This window comes from Aliirhizobium cellulosilyticum, assembly GCF_014198105.1.
GTDB classification, from domain to species: domain Bacteria; phylum Pseudomonadota; class Alphaproteobacteria; order Rhizobiales; family Rhizobiaceae; genus Neorhizobium; species Neorhizobium cellulosilyticum.
In genome coordinates, this window is record NZ_JACIGW010000003.1 from 401,613 (window position 1) to 421,444 (window position 19,832).

At 60.9% G+C, this 19,832-nt stretch carries 17 protein-coding genes; 3 read left to right on the forward strand and 14 right to left on the reverse strand.

The window, feature by feature from the left end; all coding sequences use genetic code 11:
• Positions 1–34 precede the first annotated feature (34 nt).
• The 8 genes from GGE33_RS16295 to GGE33_RS16330 all read right to left on the reverse strand — a co-directional run bounded on the left by GGE33_RS16295 (position 35) and on the right by GGE33_RS16330 (position 9,526).
• Positions 35–1,231, reverse strand: coding sequence for an amidohydrolase family protein (locus GGE33_RS16295; protein WP_183825040.1), 1,197 nt, complete (start codon positions 1,229–1,231; stop codon positions 35–37).
• 38 nt (positions 1,232–1,269) lie between these two features.
• Positions 1,270–2,250: an oligopeptide/dipeptide ABC transporter ATP-binding protein gene (locus GGE33_RS16300; protein ID WP_183825042.1), complete on the reverse strand. Its 981-nt coding sequence runs from the start codon at positions 2,248–2,250 to the stop codon at positions 1,270–1,272.
• The gene (locus GGE33_RS16305) at positions 2,247–3,248 is read right to left on the reverse strand and encodes an ABC transporter ATP-binding protein (protein ID WP_183825045.1); all 1,002 of its coding nucleotides are present in this window, start codon (positions 3,246–3,248) and stop codon (positions 2,247–2,249) included. Before GGE33_RS16305 ends, GGE33_RS16300 begins: the two co-directional genes overlap by 4 nt.
• On the reverse strand, positions 3,245–4,750 hold the full coding sequence (locus tag GGE33_RS16310; RefSeq protein ID WP_183825048.1) for an amidohydrolase family protein: 1,506 nt from the start codon (positions 4,748–4,750) through the stop codon (positions 3,245–3,247). Before GGE33_RS16310 ends, GGE33_RS16305 begins: the two co-directional genes overlap by 4 nt.
• The gene (locus GGE33_RS16315) at positions 4,747–5,940 is read right to left on the reverse strand and encodes an amidohydrolase family protein (RefSeq protein WP_183825051.1); all 1,194 of its coding nucleotides are present in this window, start codon (positions 5,938–5,940) and stop codon (positions 4,747–4,749) included. Before GGE33_RS16315 ends, GGE33_RS16310 begins: the two co-directional genes overlap by 4 nt.
• A 9-nt stretch (positions 5,941–5,949) precedes the next feature.
• Complete coding sequence (locus GGE33_RS16320; RefSeq protein ID WP_183825054.1) at positions 5,950–6,918, reverse strand: ABC transporter permease; 969 nt, start codon at positions 6,916–6,918, stop codon at positions 5,950–5,952.
• Between the two features lie 12 nt (positions 6,919–6,930).
• Complete coding sequence (locus tag GGE33_RS16325) at positions 6,931–7,896, reverse strand: ABC transporter permease (protein WP_183825057.1); 966 nt, start codon at positions 7,894–7,896, stop codon at positions 6,931–6,933.
• 76 nt (positions 7,897–7,972) lie between these two features.
• Positions 7,973–9,526 (reverse strand): ABC transporter substrate-binding protein, encoded by a 1,554-nt coding sequence (locus GGE33_RS16330; RefSeq protein WP_394353652.1) that lies wholly within the window; start codon positions 9,524–9,526, stop codon positions 7,973–7,975.
• Positions 9,527–9,766: 240 nt separating this feature from the next.
• Between GGE33_RS16330 and GGE33_RS16335 the strand changes: the two genes are divergently transcribed.
• Genes GGE33_RS16335 through GGE33_RS16345 form a run of 3 tightly spaced genes read left to right on the forward strand, consistent with a single transcriptional unit; the run spans position 9,767 to position 13,251 of the window.
• Entirely contained in the window at positions 9,767–10,456 is a 690-nt protein-coding gene (locus GGE33_RS16335) for a GntR family transcriptional regulator (RefSeq protein ID WP_183825060.1), read from the forward strand.
• A 1-nt stretch (position 10,457) separates the two neighbouring features.
• Entirely contained in the window at positions 10,458–12,023 is a 1,566-nt protein-coding gene (locus tag GGE33_RS16340) for a gamma-glutamyltransferase family protein (RefSeq protein WP_246436156.1), read from the forward strand.
• Between the two features lie 7 nt (positions 12,024–12,030).
• Complete coding sequence (locus tag GGE33_RS16345; protein ID WP_183825637.1) at positions 12,031–13,251, forward strand: amidohydrolase family protein; 1,221 nt, start codon at positions 12,031–12,033, stop codon at positions 13,249–13,251.
• 11 nt (positions 13,252–13,262) lie between these two features.
• On the opposite strand, the gene GGE33_RS16350 is transcribed toward GGE33_RS16345, so the two are convergent.
• Genes GGE33_RS16350 through GGE33_RS16375 form a run of 6 tightly spaced genes read right to left on the reverse strand, consistent with a single transcriptional unit; the run spans position 13,263 to position 19,831 of the window.
• Positions 13,263–14,156, reverse strand: a complete 894-nt coding sequence (locus tag GGE33_RS16350; protein ID WP_183825063.1) for a ribokinase — start codon at positions 14,154–14,156, stop codon at positions 13,263–13,265.
• 13 nt (positions 14,157–14,169) lie between these two features.
• On the reverse strand, positions 14,170–15,975 hold the full coding sequence (locus tag GGE33_RS16355) for an ABC transporter ATP-binding protein (protein ID WP_183825066.1): 1,806 nt from the start codon (positions 15,973–15,975) through the stop codon (positions 14,170–14,172).
• Positions 15,976–15,979: 4 nt separating this feature from the next.
• Complete coding sequence (locus GGE33_RS16360; protein ID WP_183825069.1) at positions 15,980–16,921, reverse strand: ABC transporter permease; 942 nt, start codon at positions 16,919–16,921, stop codon at positions 15,980–15,982.
• Positions 16,921–17,895 carry an ABC transporter permease gene (locus GGE33_RS16365; RefSeq protein ID WP_148144612.1) on the reverse strand — a complete coding sequence of 325 codons (975 nt, stop codon included), beginning with the start codon at positions 17,893–17,895 and terminating at the stop codon, positions 16,921–16,923. The genes GGE33_RS16360 and GGE33_RS16365 overlap by 1 nt, the downstream gene beginning before the upstream one ends.
• The gene (locus GGE33_RS16370) at positions 17,892–18,872 is read right to left on the reverse strand and encodes a nucleoside hydrolase (RefSeq protein WP_183825072.1); all 981 of its coding nucleotides are present in this window, start codon (positions 18,870–18,872) and stop codon (positions 17,892–17,894) included. Before GGE33_RS16370 ends, GGE33_RS16365 begins: the two co-directional genes overlap by 4 nt.
• Positions 18,869–19,831 carry a nucleoside hydrolase gene (locus GGE33_RS16375; RefSeq protein WP_183825075.1) on the reverse strand — a complete coding sequence of 321 codons (963 nt, stop codon included), beginning with the start codon at positions 19,829–19,831 and terminating at the stop codon, positions 18,869–18,871. Before GGE33_RS16375 ends, GGE33_RS16370 begins: the two co-directional genes overlap by 4 nt.
• Position 19,832 lies beyond the last annotated feature (1 nt).

The following is a 19,832-nucleotide window of genomic DNA, read 5'->3' on the forward strand; positions in this document are numbered from 1 at the left end:
CGAGGCTCTCGGTCGAAACGCGATTTTATGCTAGTTACTTTTGCCTGACTTGGCCTTGGTCGGCCACCAGGCGCCCCTGTTTGAATACTTTGCGATTTCCGGGGAAGCCGACGACCGCTTCCGCAACATGTTCGGCGGCGATCGCAACGAAATCAGCCTTGGCGCCGACTTCGATCCCGTAACCATCGAGCCTGAGCGCCTTGGCGCCCGCCGTGGTGACGATATCGAAGGCCGCCTGCAGTTCCGCGTCGGTAAAAAAGCCGGAGCGGTAACCGATGATTTCTGCCCGGCGCAGCATGTCGCCATCGCCATAAGGCCACCAGCTATCGCGGATATTGTCGCTGCCGCTGAAAACGTTGACGCCTTCCGAGCGCAGCAGCGCGACCGGCGGAAAGCTGTGATGCCCCGGCGCATTGGTCATGATCGAGATACCGCTTCTGGCAATCCTTGCGGCGATCTTGCGCGCGGCATCGACTGGAAGATCGCCGAGACCATAGGCGTGACTGATCGAGACGTGGCCCTGCATGCCGAGCGCTTCTGTCCGTGCGCAGATTTCCTCGATGGTGAATGCCCCCATCGTGCCGCCTTCGTGCAGATGGATATCCGCATCGACGCCGCGTTTTTCGGCTATGCCGAAGACGACGTCGAGATTGGCGCTGACATCGCGGTCGAAACTAGCCGGGTCCAGCCCGCCGATCAGGTCTGCGCCGAGGCCGATGGCCTCGTCGAGAAGCTCCGGAGTGCCGGGGCTTTTCAGAATGCCGCTCTGCGGAAAGGCGACGAGCTGGATATCGATGACATCCCTGTATTGCTCCCTCACCGCCAGGATGGTCTCCAGCGATTTCAACCCGATAGAACCATCGACCATGACATGGCTGCGCATCTGCAACGTGCCGTGTGAAACGCAAAGTTCGAGCTGCTTTATCGCACGCTCGGCCATCGGCTCCGCTTTCGCCATGTTTTCGGCCTGGAAGGCGACCCGTTCATGCACGTCGAAACCGTTGGTGCAGGGACGATGCGGCACCCATTTTCCGCCGTAGAAGCTCGTATCCAGATGGATGTGACCTTCGACGAAACCCGGAACGAGCAGATCCCCTGCGATATCGACGACAATGCCTGAAGCGGATGCCTCGGTCGCCGGCTGGATACCGGTTATCCGGCCGTTCTCGACATGAATATCGTGCAGCGTCCCATCGGCAAGCTTCGCATTGGTGAATATCGTCTTGGTCATGATCGGGTATTTCCTGAAAATCTTGGTCGTTGAAGGATTCAGACGGCTGGCGCCAGATGACAGGCAACCAAACCGCCGCCCTTGCGTACCCGAACCTCGGGCGCCGCCTTGCTGCAAATATCCGTCGCCATCGGACAGCGCGGATGAAACGCACAACCCTTTGGCGGATCAAGCGGGCTTGGTGGTTCGCCGCCCATCAGTTCCCGGTCGCGATTGGGAGCCGCAACATCCGGGATCGTCTGGAGCAGCAGTCGCGTATAGGGGTGTTGCGGATCGGCAAAAAGCGCCTCGGTATCGGCCTCCTCGACGATCCGGCCGAGATACATGACCGCGATCCGGTCCGCCATATGCCGCACGACGGCAAGGTTGTGGCTGATGAAGAGATAGGTGAGGCCAAGTTCGTCCTGCAGGCGGCGCATCAGGTTGAGGATCTGCGCCTGCACCGAGACGTCGAGTGCAGAGGTCGGCTCGTCGCAGACGAGGAATTCCGGTTCGCTGGCGAGCGCCCGGGCGATCGAGATGCGTTGACGCTGTCCGCCGGAAAATTCGTGCGGATACCGTTTCGCATCATCCGCAGAAAGGCCGACCGTGCGCAACAGTTCGGCGACACGCGCCTCGATCACGTCAGCGCCACTGCGCAGGCCGAATTCGCGAATCGGCTCGGCGATGATATCGCCGACACGCCAGCGCGGATTGAGGCTCGCATGCGGATCCTGGAAGATCATCTGTGCTTCCATCGGCTTGCCGCGCCCCCTGCCCTTGACTGCGGGTGCAAAAAGGATTGCGCCTTCGCTCGGTGCATAAAGCCCGGTGACCAGTCGCGCGACCGTGGACTTGCCGCAGCCGGATTCACCGACAAGTGCGAGGCATTTCCCCTTCTCGACCGTGAAGGTGACATCCTGCACGGCGCGCAGGTAACGCTTCGGCTTGCGGTCGATCACCCGGTTGAGCCAGGGCGCGGAGACATCGAAAATGCGGGAGAGCTGATCGACTTCCAGGGCGTTGTTTGCGCTTCTCACTGAACACCTCCATCATGAACGAGACAGGCAACACTGCCCTGCCCTTCGGCAACCATCACGGGGCGGACCTGCCGGCACCGCGACCCGGCTTCAAGACAGCGCGGATTGAAAGCGCAACCGGTGGGAATGGCATTCAGCCGCGGCATTGCACCGTCGATCTGGGCAAGACGCTCGACACGGGCGCCAAGTGCCGGGATCGAGCCCATCAGGCCGCGCGTATAGGGATGTTTCGGTCGGCTCAGCACCTCTTCGACCGGACCGATCTCGATGACGCGCCCGGCATACATCACGGCCACACGGTCGGCGGTTTCCGCAATCACGCCCATGTCGTGCGTCACCAGCATGACGCCCGTGCCGTGCTCACGGCAAAGCCTGCGCAGCAATGCGGTAATCTGCGCCTGGATCGAAACGTCGAGCGCCGTTGTCGGTTCGTCGGCGATGATCAGTTGCGGATTGCCCGCAAGCGCCAGTGCGATGACGACACGCTGGCGCATGCCGCCGGAAAACTGGTGCGGATAGTGATCGATCCGCTCATCCGCGCCGGGAATACCGACCTGTTTCAGCAAGGCGATCGCCTGGGCGCGCGCTTCCGTGCGGCTTCGGCTGGAATGCAGCCGGACGGTCTCGATCAACTGCTGGCCGACGGAGAACAGCGGATTGAGCGAGGTGAGCGGATCCTGAAAGATCGCACCGACCATGCTGCCGCGGATCGATGCCATTTCCGCTTCGCCGAGATTGTCCGTGCGCTTACCACCGATGCGAATTTCGCCGGAAGCCACACGGCCGGGCGGTTCGAGCAGGCCGAGAACGGCCATGCCTGTCATCGATTTGCCCGCGCCGGATTCGCCGACGACACCGAGAATTTCGCCGCGTTTGATCGTCAACGAAACATCGGAGAGTGCGGTGAGTACTCCCTTGCGGGTCGGGAATTCGACGGACAGGCCGCGAACATCCAGCGCGAGCGCATCGGAGGCTGGTGGGTGGCAGGAAATGCTCATGACGCAACCTCGCTTTGGCTGAGATGCAGTGGATAGCTTGGAGGAAAGATCGTCTCGACCGGCGGATGCCCGTAAGTGCGTTCGGGATAACGCTTCACAAGCCTGTCGAACTGCGCCTGTGCCTGATCGCGAGCCGCCGAAAGATCGATGCCGGCAACCTGCCCGTCACGCATCGACAGGCGACCATCGACGATGGTGGCGCGGGTGACGCGCCCGGTCGCGCCATAGACGAGCGTCTGGATCGGATCGATGCGCGGTGCGATCATCCGGTCGGCCATGTCGAAGACGGCGATATCTGCTTTGGAGCCGATGGCAAGCCGACCTAGATCGGGGCGTTTGAGAGCGTCGGCACCTGCGATCGTCGCAGCGTCGTAGAAGTCCGCGGCAGATCCGGCATCGCCACGCCCTTCGGCAATGCGGTTTGCCATCAGGCCGACCGCCATGTTCAGCACCATGTCCGGCGGCGCGGTGTCGGTGCCCATCCCGATGCGGATACCCATCGCCTTCAGCTTCGAGAAGGACTTGAGCGCAGAACCATGCCGGGCCGAAACCAGCGGGCAATGGGCGACCGTGACGCCGTTTGCGGCATAGCGGGCAAGATCGTCGTTCGTGGCGACGGTCGCATGCGGTGCTATCAGGCGTGAGGAGAGCAGGCCAAGGCCATCCAGCCTTTCCGGCGCGGTGACCCCATGCAGGCGCCGAACGGTCTGCAGTTCCATTTCGCCCTGTGCCATATGCAGGCGAACCGGAAGACCCAGCTCCCCGGCATGGGCGAATGTGCGGCGCAACAGGGTCTCGGTACAGGTCTCTACACGGTCGGGGGCGAACATCCCGGAGAGCAAGCCACCGGCGGTTCCGTGGATACGGCCTGCAAAAGCCGCGGCGACATCCAGTTCCGCCAGCCCCCGCTCCTCGTCGAAGATCGGCTGCATCGCGCCCGTCTCATCGACGATCACGCCGCCGCTGCGATAGGCAGGCCCGAGCCAGACGCGCAGGCCGAGTTCCTCGGCTGCCACCGCCGCCGCCTCGAATTCCGCCACCGTCTCGCCCCAGGCGCGGTAGAAGAGCGATGCAATCGGCAGAGCCGAAGTAATGCCGTTCAGAAGAAGCTGCGCAAAAGCATAACGCTTCTGAAAGGCAAGCTCTTGCGGGCTGTACATTTCATAAGCCCGCGCTGCGTAATCCGTCGGCCAGACACGGCCTTTCTTCCAGCCTGGCTGGTTGTCCATGCCCAGAACGGTCGTGTCGAGGTCAGACAGCGCATCGAGATCGACGAAGCCGGGGCCGATCAGGGCGTCGCCCATATCGTAACGTGCCGCAACTTCGCCCTCGAACCGTTTGCCGATCCAGATGACGCGATCATTCTCGATCACCGCTTCGCCACCTTCGACGAGCCGCCGGCCTTCGGGAAAATCGGCAACGATGTAGCGAGCCTTCAGCGCCCACCGGCCGGGCGGCCGTTTTCCGAGCGGAAGGACGGACCAGTTTCTGTCTCTGATCATGGCCGTTCCCGCAGGCTCTTCCCGTCACGGGCAACGACATTGCTGGTCGTCACGACAAGCTTGCGCGGCTGGTGGGTGACGATCGCCTCACCGACACTCTCGCCCTCGACGATGACCACATCGCCACGCCCGCCGACAGCCAGCACATGGTTGGCACGGTCCATCGCCAGCGCGCCGCCTGTCGTGCAGACATCAAGCGCCATCAGCAATTCATCGTCGCGGCGCAGATTGTTCTTCATGCCGAGCAGCATGGCGCGCTCCAGCATGTCGCCATTGCCATAAGGCCCCCATGTGTCGCGAAAACCGTCGACGCCCGCGCCGAAACGCACGCCGGCAGCACGCAACCGCTTGAGCGACGGGACTTCGCGCGACGGCGGCGCGGTGGTCAGGATCGGCACGTCGAGTTCGGCGCAGGTATCGATCAGTCCCTGGCTCACGTTCCAGTCGGGCATCCCGAGGCAGAAGGCGTGGCTGACGGCCACCTTGCCCTGCATGCCGAAAGCCCGAATACGCTCGAAGATCAGCTCCATCGAAAAGGCCCCGAGTTCGCCGCCTTCATGCAGATGGATATCGATGCCCTTGCCGTATTTTTCCGCCAGCGCGAAGATCGTGTCGAGATGTCCCTTCGGGTCGCGGTCCATGCCGCAAGGGTCGAGGCCGCCGACGAGATCCGCGCCCATCGCCATCGCCTGATCGAGCAGTTCGACCGTACCGGGCCGACGCAGCAGGCCGGATTGTGGGAAGGCGACGATCTCGATCTCGACGACACCGGCAAGCTGGCGACGCGTTTCCATCACGCCTTCGAGCGCGACCAGCCCCTGATCGGTGTCGATATCCACATGGGTACGGATCAGCGTCGTGCCGTAGCCGACAGACTGCAGCGACTGGCGCATGGACTGGACATGGGCATCAAGCCCGTAGTCGCGTTTCACCTTGCGCTCGTTGTCGATCTTGTCGATCAGCCGCGGGCCGACCTCGTTGACATACCAGGGATAACCAAGCAGCGACTTGTCGAGATGGGTATGCGCATCGACCAGGCCCGGAATGGCGATGCGGCCACCGGCGTCCTCCGTTGCAATGCCTTCGTCGGCAAGTCCCGGTCCGATCGCGGCAATAAGGCCGTCCCTGATCAGGATGTCGGACGCCTCGCCCCCCATGGGTCTTGCGTTCTTAATCAGAAGATCACTCATGGATATGCCTCAGCGCAGTTTGGGATTGAGAGCGTCACGCAGCCAGTCGCCCAGCACGTTGATCGAGACGACCAGCAGACAGAGTTGCAGGCCGGGGAAAAGCACGATCCACCACTGTCCGGAAAACAGGAACTGATTGCCGATGCGGATCAGGGTGCCGAGCGACGGTTGTTCCGGCGGCATGCCGACGCCGAGGAAGGAAAGCGTCGCCTCGATCAGGATGCCGAGGCCGAAATTCAGCGTCGCGGTCACCAGAAGCGGCGTGGTGGTGTTGGGCAGGATATGCTTGATCAGGATGCGCCATGTCGGCACGCGGATCAGCCTTGCCGCCTGCACATATTCCTTGTTGCGCTCGACCATGGTCAGCGCCCGGACGGTGCGGGCATATTGCACCCAGGCGGAAAGTGATATCGCGAGCACGATAACACCGGAAGCGCCGACCTCACGCAAGGATGGCGGCAAGGCCTGCCGTGCGAGCGCCGAGACGAGGATGGCGATCAGCATGGTCGGCATCGACAGGAGAACGTCTCCGGCCCGCATCAGCAGGCCATCCGCCCATTTGCCGTAATAGCCGGCGACCAGCCCGAGCGTCGAGCCGACGATCAGCGATACCGCGACGGAAGCGGCGCCGATGACGATCGACGCCCGCGAGCCATAAAGAATGGCCGACAACAGGTCGCGGCCCTGCGTGTCGGTTCCAAGGATGAACGGCCACTGGCCGTCCTCCATCCAGATCGGCGGGATCTCGGCGTTGAGCAGGTCGAGCGAGGCGAGATCGTAAGGATTCTGGACGGTGATCAGGGGCGCGAAGAATGCCGAACCGATGAGAAGCAGCAAGAGGATTGCGGCTCCGACGGCGGAAGGGTGGTGCGTGAAACTCCACCACAAATCGGATTCCCGCAGACGGGAGAGCCAGAAGGGAGCGGAGCGGGGGGCCCGTTTCGCAGTCTGTTCAGCAGTATTGATCAAGGGTGTCATGATTGTCTCCCGTCACGCAGCGCGCAGGCGCGGGTCGATCAGCGCGTAGGCAATGTCGACGAACGTGTTCAACGTCACGAAGATGAAGGATACGATGCAGAGATAGGCCGCCATGATGGGGATATCGACGAAGGTGACGGCCTGCATGAACAGCATGCCCATGCCGGGCCACTGGAAGACGGTTTCCGTGACGAGCGCAAAGGCAATCAGGTTGCCCACCTGCATGGCGGTCAGCGTAACCACCGGCATGAGACAGTTTTTCAAGGCATGGCGAAACCAGAGTGCCCGGCGCTTCACCCCGCGGGCACGGGCGAACTTGATGAAATCGGCCCGCAATATTTCCAACATTTCGGCGCGGACGAGGCGCATAACCAGCGTGATCTGGAAAAGCGACAGGGACAGCGCAGGCAGCACGATTGCGGCACGGCCGGAGGGCGTCAGCAGTCCAGTCGACCACCAGCCGAGCTGCACGACCTCGCCGCGACCATAACCCGGCAACCAGCCTAGGCTGACGGAAAAGGCAAGGATCAGGATGATGCCGACGAAGAAACTCGGCAGCGAGACACCGACGATGGAGGAAAACTGCAGGCCTTCAGCCCACCAGCGCCCGCGGCCGATCGCGGTGAAGACGCCGAGCGGAATGCCGATCGCCAGCGATAGGATGGTGGCGATGATGACGAGTTCGAAAGTTGCCGGAAAACGCTCGCCGATCAGGGTGATGACATTCTGCTGATTGCGCCAGGAAAGGCCGAATTCACCCTGAGCGGCATTGGTGACGAAACGCAGATATTGCACCAGAAATCCGTCATTCAGGCCGAGACGGCTGCGCAACTCGTCGCGCTCCACCTGGGTGGCGCTTTCATTCACCATCATCTCGACGGGATCGCCGAGGAAACGGAAGATCAGGAAGGCGAAAAAGGCGACGGTCAGCATGACAAGGATGGCGTTGCCGACGCGTTTTACGAGGAAGGCGATCATGGTCGCGGCGTCCCTGGTTTCAGAAAAGCGAAGGGTACCCCTTGCCGGTGTGATCGACGGCAAGGGGCATGGCGACTTACATCTTCACCAGCCAGAGGCGGGGAAGGTTGTCCGAGAAGAGCGGGAAATCCTTGATCTTCGCGGTTGTCGCCCAGGCAAGCGGCTGCTGATGCAGCGGGATCATCAGGGCATGGTCCTTGGCGATCTTCAGCGATTGAGCTTCCATCGCCAGACGCTTGGTCTGGTCCAGTTCGACGGCGGAAGCCTCGGTTACCTTGTCGAATTCCTTGTCGGACCAGCCGCCCCAGTTGAAGATGCCGAACGAGCCTTCCTTCGTATGAAGAACCTGCGAGGTGAGGCTGTAGGTGTCGAGCATGGGCAGGGTCGCCCAGCCGAGCGTGTAGACATCGACCTTGCCGGACGAGCGCTTCGGTGTCTGAACCGCACGGGTGCCCTGGTCCAGTTTGGGCTTCAGGCCGACGCGCGACCACATGGAAGCAACCGCCTGGCAGATCTGCTCCTCGTTGACGAGGCTGTCGGCACAGTTGAACTCGAATTCGAAACCTTCCGCACCTGCTTCCTTCAGCAGAGCCTTGGCCTTCTCCGGATCGGCCTTGACCGGCGTATCGAGTGCTGCGTCATAACCGGGGATCTGCGGGGCCACGAGCGCGCCGGCATTGCGCGATTTTCCGCGCATCACCTTCTTGTTGATGAGATCGAGATCGATGGCGAGCTGCATCGCCTGGCGAACGCGCAGATCCTTCATCGGGTTTGCAGCACCGGACAGAAGCTGATCACGCTGGGAAAAACCGATCATTACGGTGCGAAGGTCAGTGCCTTCCAGCACCTTGACCTCGGGCGAAGCGGCAAGCCGCGGCAGATCCTGCACCGGCGCCTGGTCGGTGAAATCGATATCGCCGGCCAGAAGGGCAGCAACACGAGTTGCCGGCGAGGCAATCGGGGTCAGCTCGATCCGGTCGATATTGTGTTCAGGCTTGTCCCACCAGCCGTCGAATTTGGTGAAGACCGTCTTTGCGTCCGGCTGGCGGCTTTCGAGCTTGAACGGTCCGGTGCCGTTTTCATTGTAGGTGGCATAACCTTCGGTGCCGGATCCGACATCGGTCGGCGCTTCGGCATTATTGTCCTTCAGCCAGCCCGCATCGAAGATGTAGATGGTTGTAAGGTCATTCGGCAGAAGCGGGTAATTGGCCGAGACATCGATCTCGATCGTGTGTGCATCGATGACGCGGGAGCCCTTATAGGCCGGAATATTGCCGCGCAGCGGCGACTTCGGGTCCGAGGCACGCTTCAGGGATGCCTGCACATCTTCAGCCGTGAAATCGGCGCCGTTGTGGAACTTCACGCCTTCCCGCAGCTTGAACCGCCATGTCGTCGGCGAGACGATTTCCCAGGAGGTGGCGAGCGCCGGCTCGATCTTGAGATTGCGATCATAACGGACCAGCCCCTCATAAGCGTGGTTGAGGACGCCAAGCGCAAAACTGTCGCCGTAGGAATAGGGATCGAGCGAGCTGATATCGCGCGAGGCACCCCATTTCAACGTTCCGGCAGTGGCCGGCATCGCAAGAGCAAGAAGCGCAACGCCCCCCACCAGAATTCTCGATAAACGCATTGATAATTCCCCTCGGATTGCATGCAATTCTCACAAGACGATGCTTGGGACTGGAATGCATGGCGTTAAAACCGGCTGCTGAAGGTGGCTTTTGGCGCTTTCTCTATCAGCTTGCCTTCATGCTAAATCAGAACGAATGCAAACTCAATATATAATTGCATGCAATTTATTAGACTGGATGACGTACGATTTTTATGCGATATGCTGATGAAACTGCATTCATTCGAAAGAGCGACAGCAATGTCCACGAACCTCAGCAGAAGTGATGCGATCTACGCCTCGCTGCGCCGCGCAATTCTCGAGCAGGCCCTGAAGCCCGGTACGAAACTACCGGAAGATTCCATCGGCGATACATTCGGCGTCAGCCGCACGAGTGCCCGTAATGCGTTGCTAAGGCTGGCTTCCGACGGCCTTGTCGAGATCAAGCCGAACCGCGGCGCAGCCGTCGCCATGCCGACGCTGGAAGAAGCGGAAGAGGTTTTTGCTCTGAGACGTTGCCTGGAGCGTGAAGTGATCGAAAGGCTGTGCAAGCGCATGCCGCGCGATGGCATCGACGCGCTGATCAGCCATGTTCGGGAAGAAGAAAGGGCGCTTCAGGCATCTTCGCCGCGCTCCATCCGGCTTGCCGGCGAATTTCATATCCTGCTTGCCGAACTCACCGGATCGAAACTGTTGATAGACTTCATCAGCCAGGTCGTCTCGCGCTCGTCGCTGATCCTCGCGCGTTTCGGAAGACCGCATTCCGCCGAATGCGGGATCGACGAACATGTGCAGTTGATCGAGGCGCTCAAGGAGCAGGATCCGCAGACGGCTTGCCGGATCATGGACCACCATTTGCATGCAGTCGAAGACCGCGCCAAGACGGATGACAAGGATGACGGCCCCGACATCACCGAAATTCTCAGCCGCTACATGTCGGCGTCCGATTGACATGAGCCAGCAGGAAAAGACCACTGCGCGGTCCAGGCGCGGCATGGTGACGAGCCCGCATCATCTCGCCAGCGAAGCCGGAGCCAAGGTCCTGCGCCGCGGTGGCACAGCGATCGAGGCGGTGATCGCTGCAGGTGCTGCGCTGACAGTGCTTTATCCGCATTTTTGCGGGCTGGGCGGCGATGCGATATGGATCATCGCCGACCGCGCCGGCCGGCGCAAGGCGATCATGGGGATCGGCCAGGCTGCAAATGACCTACCGAAGTTCGAAACCATCCCTGCCCGCGGTCCGCTTTCGGCGCTGACCACGGCAGCAGTCGTCGACAGCTGGGGCCAGGCACTCAATTTTTCGCAGGAAAACTGGCAGGGCAAGGAAAGTCTTGCGTCGCTGCTCGGCGATGCGATCGAACTGGCGGAAGAAGGGTTTCCGGTCAGCAGTTCGCAACAGCATTGGCATGCCTTTCGAAGCGCTGAGATCGAAAGCTGGCCGGGGATCGCAAATGCTTTCGTCACGGAAGGACATCAACGTCAACCGCAGCTTGCCGAAGTGCTGAAAGCGATCGCTCTGCATGGGCATCGCGAATTCTACGAGGGCGAACTCGCTAGCCGCATCGCCAGGGCGCTGGAGGCAGCCGGCAGCCCGATCCGGGCGGACGATCTGGCAAAGACCGTGGCCACCCTTGCCGAGCCGGTGTCGCTCACCTATCGCGATATCGAGCTTCTGGCCCCGCCGCCCCCCTCGCAGGGTATTTCGACGCTCGCCATCATGGGCATATTGTCGAATTTCTCGATGCGGAATGTCGATCCGACCTCCGCCGATTTCTACCATCTCTGCGTAGAGGCGGTAAAACAGGCGTTTCACGACCGGGGGCAGATCGCCGATCCGGATTTCGCCGCGCAACGTTGCGCAGAATGGCTGGCGGGCGATTATCTTGCGGCCAAGGCGGCGGCGATCGATCGCAAATCCGCCCTGCCCTGGCCTCACCGTTTCCAGACCGGCGACACGGTTTATCTCGCAGCGGTCGACTCCGAAGGCCGATCGGCAAGCGTGCTGCAGAGCACCTATTATGACTGGGGCAGTGGCGTATTGCTGCCGGATACCGGCATTCTCTGGCAGAACCGCGGAGCGGCGTTCAGCACCGATCCGAAAAGCCCGAACGTGCTGGCGCCCGGCAAGCGGCCCTTTTACACGCTCAATCCCGGCCTCGGCCTGAAGAACGGGATGCCGCATCTTCTCTACGGTACCCAGGGCGCAGACGGCCAGCCGCAGACGCTGACCGTTCTCCTCAGCCGTCTTATAGACCACGGCTTTGACCCACTATCCGCCCTTTCGGCGCCCCGTTTCCTTTTGGGCAGAACCTTCTCCGACACCCGCAACAACCTCAAGATCGAGGATGCCGTCGGCGATGATGTTCTGGCCGAGCTTGCGGGTCGCGGGCACGAGGTCATTCCGATCTCGGCGCTGAATGCCCTTTCCGGTCAGGCCGGCGTCATTCGATTGGACGGCGACGGCTGGATGGACGGAGCGCATGACCCGCGCAGCGATGGCTGCGCTGTCGGAATATAGGTTTCAGATGAAAGTCGATCTCGTTCTCCGTAATGCCTTGATCGCCCGACATCCGGGCCTGGTCGATATCGCCATTAGGGACGGCCTGATTGCCGAAATAGGAAGCCGGATCTCCTGTGAGGCGGTCGAGGAAGAGGATCTCGAAGGGGCATTTGCCTTTCCCGGCTTCGTCGACAGCCATATCCATCTCGACAAGGCCTGTATCATGGAGCGCTGCTCGATCTGCGCGGGTACGCTCGAAGAGGCTGTGCGCGAGACGGCGAAGGCAAAGGCCGGGTTCTCCGAAGACGACGTCTACAAGCGGGCCTCGGCGCTGGTCGAAAAGGCCATCATGCATGGCACCAACCGCATGCGGACATTCGTTGAAATCGACCCTCGCGCCGGAATGCGCTCCTTCGAGGCGATCAGGCGGGTGCGCGAGGATTACGCCTTTGCAATCGATATCCAGATCTGCGCCTTCGCGCAGGAGGGGCTGACGCACGAGCCGGAAACGGAAGCCATGCTCGACGAGGCGCTTCGCTCGGGCGCCGACCTGATCGGCGGCTGCCCCTATACTGATACCGATGCCACAGAACATGTCCGCAGAATTTTCGCACTTGCGCGCAAACATGATGTCGATGTCGATTTTCATCTCGATTTCAGCCTCGACCCGGCAAAAACCGATCTGCCGGGGGTGATCGAGGCGACGCGGAAGAATGGTTATGCCGGTCGCGTGACGATAGGGCATGTCACCAATCTGTCAGCGCTCGATCCCGCTGCGCTTTCCACGGTTGGAAAGAAGATTGCCGAGGCGGGTATCGCGCTCACTGTTCTGCCTGCAACCGACCTTTTTCTCATGGGGCGGCAATATGGCTCGAATGTTCCGCGCGGTATCGCACCTGCCAACGCCCTTGCGGCTTTGGGCGTTAAAACGGCAATCGCGACCAATAATGTACTGAACCCGTTCACCCCGTTCGGTGACGCGTCGCTGGCGCGCATGGCCAATCTCTATGCCAACGTCATGCAGCTATCACGTGACGCCGACATCGAGCTTGTCTTCGACATGGTGGGAGCGAAAGCAGCAGCAGTTACCGGCTTTCGACATGATCTGGCGGTCGGCCAACCGGCAGATATCGTCACTCTCGATGCCGCAAATCCATCCGAGATCGTCCGTTCCTCAGCCCCCACCCTTGCGGGATGGAAGCGCGGGCGAAAGACATTCGTTCGCCCGAAAGCGCGGTTGCTCTGAGGCGATTGCATTTACGTCAATGCGAGCAATCCGGGATGCCTGTCGGTTTCCCCGGCTGCAGGAATGCTGCTTTGGCTGCCGCGTCGCGAGCAGGCTATACCGGCCGCGACCGAAGCGCGTTCCATGGCCGCCTTGAGCGGCAGGCCGCGATCGAGTGCTGAAGCAAGCACGCCGACAAAGCAGTCGCCGGCCGCTGTCGTGTCCTTTACATCGATCGGCAGAGCCGTGACCCGGATTTCATCTCCATCGACACAGGCTTCCGCACCGTCTCCACCCAGAGTTCGCAGAACGCCGGTGCCAAGGCGGATCGAGAGCGCTGCGGCGGATGCTCCGCAGCCTAGCCAACCGGCCAGCGCCTCGGCCTCATCTTCGTTGACGACGACAAGGCCGCAGAGCGACAGTATCTTTTCGGACAGAGGGAAGGCCGGAGCGAGGTTGAGGATCGACAGGGCCTTCGAGGCACTTGCGCGGTGGATGAGCTTTTCCACTTCCGCCACATCGTTTTCCATCTGCATCAGCACGACATTTGCTCGCTGCAACAGGTCCTCTTCCACGGCATCCGAAGAGGCGGAAAGATTGGCGCCGGAGGCGACCACGATCATGTTGCGGCCTCTGGCATCGATATGGATAGAGGCGTTGCCTGTCGGCTCATCCACACGGGCGACACGGCTGATATCCGCCGCAGTGGCAAGGTTCTGCAGACCGATTTCGGCAAGGCTGTCATTGCCGACCGCACCGACCATCACCACTTCGGCGCCATCCCGTGCCGCCGCGAGCGCCTGATTAGCTCCCTTGCCGCCGGCTTCCGTGCGAAAACCCTTGGCAAGCAGGGTCTGCCCCGGTTGCGGCATCTCCTCGACCTCGTAGACGAAGTCGACGTTGATGGAGCCGAAGGTGATGATCATAACATGTCTTCCTTCAAGCGACCTGAACGAAGTGGCCTTCGCCGGCTTCTTCATAGGTGCGTTTGGGCGGAACGTAATCGGCGGCGCGGAACGGGCTCTTGATCTCGTCATTGGAGATGCGGCGCGTCTGGCGACGTGACGGATCGGCGATCGGAACCGCCGCCATCAGGCGCTTGGTATAATCGTGCTGCGGGTTTTCGAACACGGCCTGACGCGGGCCGATTTCGACGATTTCACCGAGATACATGACCGCAACGCGGTGGCTGATGCGCTCGACAACCGCCATGTCATGGCTGATGAAGAGGTAACCCAGCCCAAGCTTTTCCTGAAGGTCCAGCATCAGGTTGATGACCTGCGCCTTGACCGACACATCGAGCGCCGAAACGGATTCGTCGGCGATCAACAGCTTGGGTTCCAGAGCAAGCGCACGGGCGATGCAGACACGCTGCCGCTGGCCGCCGGAAAACTCGTGCGGGAAACGATCCGCCATCGACGCGGCAAGACCAACGCGTTCCAGGAGTTCCCCGACACGGTCACGCGCATTCGATGCACTCACCAGACCATGGGTGATCATCGGCTCGGCGATCGCCTGCCCGACACGAATGCGCGGGTTGAGGCTTTCGAACGGATCCTGAAAGATCATCTGCGCTTCGCGGCGAATGTCCGTCAGTTCCGTTTTTCCGGCTTTCAGCACGTTCTTGCCATCGATCCGTACTTCGCCCGACACCGGATCGGTGAGGCGAATGATCGAGCGGCCGGTGGTGGACTTGCCGCAACCGGATTCGCCGACCAGCGACAGGGTTTCGCCCTGACGAAGCTCCAGCGAAACACTTTCGACGGCATGGATACGGCCGATCGTTTTGCGCAGGAAGCCCCGCTTGACCGGAAAGCGGGTGATCAGGTTGTCGACCTTGAGGATCGGCGGCTGATCGCGCTTGACGGTGTCCTCGGTCGCCTTGACCGGCTTGATCTCGCCGGTCTGCATGTCGACCTGCGGGAACCGCAGCGGACGATCCTTGCCGGTCATCGAGCCAAGCTGCGGCACGGCCGACAGAAGCGCACGGGTATAGGGATGTTTTGCGCCGGCAAAGAGATCGTGCGTCGTTCCGGTCTCCACCTGCTCGCCGCGATACATGACGACGGTGCGGTCGGAGATTTCCGCGACCACGCCCATGTCATGGGTGATGAAGAGGACCGACATGCCCTCCTCTTCCTGCAGCGTCTTGATCAGCTCAAGAATCTGCGCCTGGATGGTGACGTCGAGCGCGGTTGTCGGCTCGTCCGCGATCAGAAGCTTCGGATCGCAGGCAAGCGCGATCGCGATCACGACACGCTGGCGCATGCCGCCCGAAAAGTTCATCGGATATTCGTTGAGGCGCGACTTGGCCGAGGGAATCCGGACCTTTTCGAGAAGCCGTACGGCTTCAGCCTGAGCTTGGCTTTCCGACATGCCGCGATGCTGACGCAGCACTTCGGTGATCTGCTCACCGATCTTCAGGACCGGGTTGAGCGAGGTCATTGGTTCCTGAAAGATCATGCCGATACGGTTGCCGCGGATCTTCTGCATGTCTTCGAGCGGGATGGACAGAAGATCCTTGCCCTCGAATTCAATCTTGCCGGTCACGCGGGAGTTTCCGGGCGACAGCAGGCGCATGACCGACATGGCCGTGACGCTTTTGCCGGAACCGGATTCGCCGACGACGGCAACGGTTTCCTTCGGTGCGATGTCGAAGCTCACATCTTTGACGACATTGCGCCACTCGCCGCCGACGCGGAAAGCCGTGTTGAGGTTGGAGATGGAGAGAATTGGACTTGTCATGATCTTAGCCCTCGCGACGCGGATTGAGGATGTCGCGCAGGCTGTCACCGATCAGATTGATCGCGACGATGAGCAACAGAAGGGCGATGCCCGGGAAGAGGCTGATCCAGTAATCGCCGGAGAGCAGATATTCGAAACCGTTCGAGATCAGGAGACCCAGCGACGGTTCGGTGACCGGCAGGCCGATACCGAGGAAGGAGAGTGTCGCTTCCAGCATGATTGCATAGGCAACGCGCATGGTGGCGACCACGATCAGCGGCGGCAGGCAGTTGGGCAGGATGTGCCGAAACAAGATGCTGCGGTCCGGCAGCGCCATCGAGCGGGCGGCATCGACATAGGCGCGCTTGCGCTCCACCAGTGCCGAACCGCGGATCGTGCGGGCGTAATAGGCCCACTGCGTCACGACGAGCGCCAAAATGATCTTGTCGACGCCCTGACCGAGGATGGCGAGGAAGATCAGCGCGATCAGGATGGCGGGGAAGCTGAGCTGGATGTCGACGATACGCATCAGGATCGAGTCGGTCCGGCCACCGACATAGGCGCTGACGAGGCCGATGGAAGCGCCTATGACCAATGCGATCGCCGCGCTGGAAAGGCCGACGAGGATACTGGTGCGCAGGCCATAAAGGATGGCGCTAAACAGGTCGCGCCCCTGTGTGTCGGTGCCGATCAAATAGGTCGTGCCCGACATGCTCTCAGAACCTGGCGGCAGGCGACCATCCATGATGTCGAGCTGTGCGAGATCGTAAGGGTTCTGCGGTGCAATCAGCGGCGCGAAGATTGCCGCAAGAATGAAGATGGTCACCAGCACCATACCGAGTAGCGCAAGCTTGTCATGCAGCAAGGCATAGATGATTTCGCGCGCGGGCGAACGGGAAGTGGATTTTGCACCGCTGTTTGCAGTGGCATGAACTGAAGTGGTGGAGGACGAGGTATTGTCGGTCATCACGAGTTCCCCTCAAGACGGACGCGGGGATCGACGATCGAATAAAGAATGTCGACCAGAAGGTTGATGACGCTGAACATCACGACGGTGATCATCAGGTAGGCGAGGATTACGGGGCGATCGAGAACACCGATGGCGTCGATGATCAGCTTGCCCATGCCCGGCCATGCAAAAATGGTTTCGGTGACGACAGCAAAAGCAATCAGCGAGCCGAGTTCGAGACCGATGACGGTGATCAGCGGGATGAGTGTATTCTTCAGCACGTGCACGGTGACGATACGGCGTTCCGGCAGCCCCTTGGCGCGGGCGAAACGGACGAAATCTAGCTGCATGGTTTCCATCACGCCGGCGCGAGTGAGACGGATGACCAGCGAGATCTTGAAAAGCGCCAGATTGAAGGCCGGCAGGAACAGATGCGACAGGCCATCCCATGTGAACATCGACAGCGGCACGCCAAACACATTGACGGTATCGCCACGGCCCGATGACGGCAGCCAGCCGAGATAGACGCTGAAATACATGATCATGACGAGGCCGATCCAGAAGGTCGGCAGGCTGAAGCCGAGGATCGAGAAGGTCATGATCGATTTTGAGATAAATCCCTTGGGCTTCAAGCCGGCATAAACGCCGAGCGGAATACCGATGACCAGCGCCATGGCGAGCGCCACGAAAGCCAGTTCCAAGGTCGCCGGCATCCGGTTCAGGATCAGCGTCAGGGCCGGCTGGTTGAACACGAATGAATTGCCGAGATCACCGGAGAGAGCGTTGGTCAGAAAGATCCAGTACTGCTCCCAGACCGACTTATCGAGACCGAAGGCCTGAATGACCTGCAAACGTTCGGCCGGTGTCGCGGTCGGGCTCAAGAGGACGTCGACCGGGTTGCCGACGAGAAAGAGGCCGGCAAACACCAGAACAGACATGACGAAAAGTGTGAGCACGGTCTGCAGGGACCGGCTTAATAGATATCCGCTCATGCGTGTGAGCCTCCCGTAGTTCGGATCTCGGGCGCTTCGCCGCCATGGCGGACAATTCGCTCGATCAGCAATTCGATAAACCCGGTCTCGTCGACATCGGTAACAACAGTGGTATTGGACGGCCGGTTCATCTTGTTGTAGAAATCGGCATAGGTATACCCCATCGTCAGGCCGGTAACCTGCACGCCGACAAAAGCCTCACGGCTGGTGAACAGTTCAGGACGGATGAGCCAGGCGATCGTCGTCGCATCATGAATCGGGCCGCCCGGACGACCGAAGCGCTTTTCGTCGCTGCGGTCGAAAGTGGTGAAGAGATTGTAGAGTGCGGCACCCGCCTCGCCGCCGGCGCGGAACCGCTCGAAATGGTCTGCCGTAAACAAAGCCTGAAAGGTCATGTCGAGGGGCATCAGCACGATCGGCACGCCAGACTGGAAAACGATCTCGGCCGCATGCGGATCGGCATAGATGTTGAACTCCGCCCAGGGCGTGCGATGGCCAAGCGCCGTGAAGGCACCGCCCATCGATACGATCTGGCGAATGCCGCGCGCGACATCCGGATGCTGGATCAGCGCCAGTGCGACATTCGTGAGCGGTCCGATGGCGCAAATGGTGATCTGCTCACCCGCCGTTACGGCGGCGCGAGCCGAACGCACGATAAACTGGATTGCACTCTCTTCTGCCGGCACGACATCGCCCGCCTTGACCAGCTTGTCATCGAACGAACCGATGCGAGCGTATTTGCCATAAACCTGTTCGCGCACCAGCGGGCCACTTGCGCCGGCAAAAACCGGTACGTCACGGCGGCCGCTTACGCCCACCAGCTTGCAGGCATTGGTAACGGTATGTTCGAGTGAAACATTGCCGGCCACGATCGACAGGCCGAGAACCTCGATTTCCGGCGAGGCAAGCGCCATCAGGATGGCGGCGGCATCGTCCACGCCCGGATCCGCATCGATGATGACCTTGTGGATGCTCATGCGACAGCCTTTTCGTCAGCGTAGCGCGACAGGCGCTCCAGGAAGAAGGCAATCACGCCTTCCGCATCGACCCTGGTGACGATATCTGCATTCGGCTCCAGCCCGCTCTTGCCATACCAGTCGGCAATCGTCTGGCCCATGCAAAGCTCGCTTTCGTATTCGACGAAGACGCGCGCCTTCTGCGTCTCGAACAAATGCGGCGCGAGGATGTAGGCCATGACCAGCGGGTCATGAAGCGGGCCGCCGCGCGAGCCGTAACGGCGCACATCGTTGCGGTCCCAGAAAGCCATGAGTTCGGCCAGCGTTTCGGAAATACGGCCGCTGACGCGCGAAAATTCGGCGACATGCTCCGGCTTCAGCATCACCTGATGGGTCGCGTCAAGCGCCAGCGCCACGATCGGGATGCCGCTCGAAAATACAATATGCGCGGCGTGTGGATCGGCGAGAACGTTGAATTCCGAGGTCATCGTGCGGTTGCCCGGCTCGCGATAGGCACCGCCCATCATGACGATGCGTTCGATACCGTCGGCCAATTGCGGTTTCATCCGTAGGGCCACCGCAACATTGGTGAGCGGTCCAAGGCAGCAGAGCGTGATGCGCTCACCGGTTTCGGCAGCATTGCCGAGCGCTTCGATAAGAAAATCGACGGCGGACATCGCTTCCGCCTTCTTCACCGGCTCCGGCAGCGTCGTGTTGCCGAGGCCCGTCTTGCCATGGAACTGTCCATGGATCGGCTCGCGTAGCATCGGCCGGAAACAACCGGCATAGACAGGGATATCAATGCGGTTTCCGAGCTCGCAAACCTGCAGCGCATTACGCACCGTACGCTCCAGCGGCTGGTTGCCGCAGACCGGAGTTATGCCAAGGATCTTCAGTTCCGGCGAAACGAATGCGGTCAAAAGCGCAATCGTGTCATCGATACCGGGATCACAATCGACGATGATCGAAGTCGGCTTCATA

What these genes read in the sequence shown, in the direction of transcription:
- GGE33_RS16325 (WP_183825057.1), bottom strand. Translation starts at nt 7,896, where the DNA reads ATGATCGCCTTCCTCGTAAAACGCGTCGGCAACGCCATCCTTGTCATG.
- GGE33_RS16330 (WP_394353652.1), bottom strand. Translation starts at nt 9,526, where the DNA reads ATGCGTTTATCGAGAATTCTGGTGGGGGGCGTTGCGCTTCTTGCTCTT.
- GGE33_RS16315 (WP_183825051.1), bottom strand. Translation starts at nt 5,940, where the DNA reads ATGAGTGATCTTCTGATTAAGAACGCAAGACCCATGGGGGGCGAGGCG.
- GGE33_RS16320 (WP_183825054.1), bottom strand. Translation starts at nt 6,918, where the DNA reads ATGACACCCTTGATCAATACTGCTGAACAGACTGCGAAACGGGCCCCC.
- GGE33_RS16360 (WP_183825069.1), bottom strand. Translation starts at nt 16,921, where the DNA reads ATGACCGACAATACCTCGTCCTCCACCACTTCAGTTCATGCCACTGCA.
- GGE33_RS16335 (WP_183825060.1), top strand. Translation starts at nt 9,767, where the DNA reads ATGTCCACGAACCTCAGCAGAAGTGATGCGATCTACGCCTCGCTGCGC.
- GGE33_RS16355 (WP_183825066.1), bottom strand. Translation starts at nt 15,975, where the DNA reads ATGACAAGTCCAATTCTCTCCATCTCCAACCTCAACACGGCTTTCCGC.
- GGE33_RS16365 (WP_148144612.1), bottom strand. Translation starts at nt 17,895, where the DNA reads ATGAGCGGATATCTATTAAGCCGGTCCCTGCAGACCGTGCTCACACTT.
- GGE33_RS16370 (WP_183825072.1), bottom strand. Translation starts at nt 18,872, where the DNA reads ATGAGCATCCACAAGGTCATCATCGATGCGGATCCGGGCGTGGACGAT.
- GGE33_RS16350 (WP_183825063.1), bottom strand. Translation starts at nt 14,156, where the DNA reads ATGATCATCACCTTCGGCTCCATCAACGTCGACTTCGTCTACGAGGTC.
- GGE33_RS16310 (WP_183825048.1), bottom strand. Translation starts at nt 4,750, where the DNA reads ATGATCAGAGACAGAAACTGGTCCGTCCTTCCGCTCGGAAAACGGCCG.
- GGE33_RS16305 (WP_183825045.1), bottom strand. Translation starts at nt 3,248, where the DNA reads ATGAGCATTTCCTGCCACCCACCAGCCTCCGATGCGCTCGCGCTGGAT.
- GGE33_RS16375 (WP_183825075.1), bottom strand. Translation starts at nt 19,831, where the DNA reads ATGAAGCCGACTTCGATCATCGTCGATTGTGATCCCGGTATCGATGAC.
- GGE33_RS16295 (WP_183825040.1), bottom strand. Translation starts at nt 1,231, where the DNA reads ATGACCAAGACGATATTCACCAATGCGAAGCTTGCCGATGGGACGCTG.
- GGE33_RS16345 (WP_183825637.1), top strand. Translation starts at nt 12,031, where the DNA reads ATGAAAGTCGATCTCGTTCTCCGTAATGCCTTGATCGCCCGACATCCG.
- GGE33_RS16340 (WP_246436156.1), top strand. Translation starts at nt 10,458, where the DNA reads ATGAGCCAGCAGGAAAAGACCACTGCGCGGTCCAGGCGCGGCATGGTG.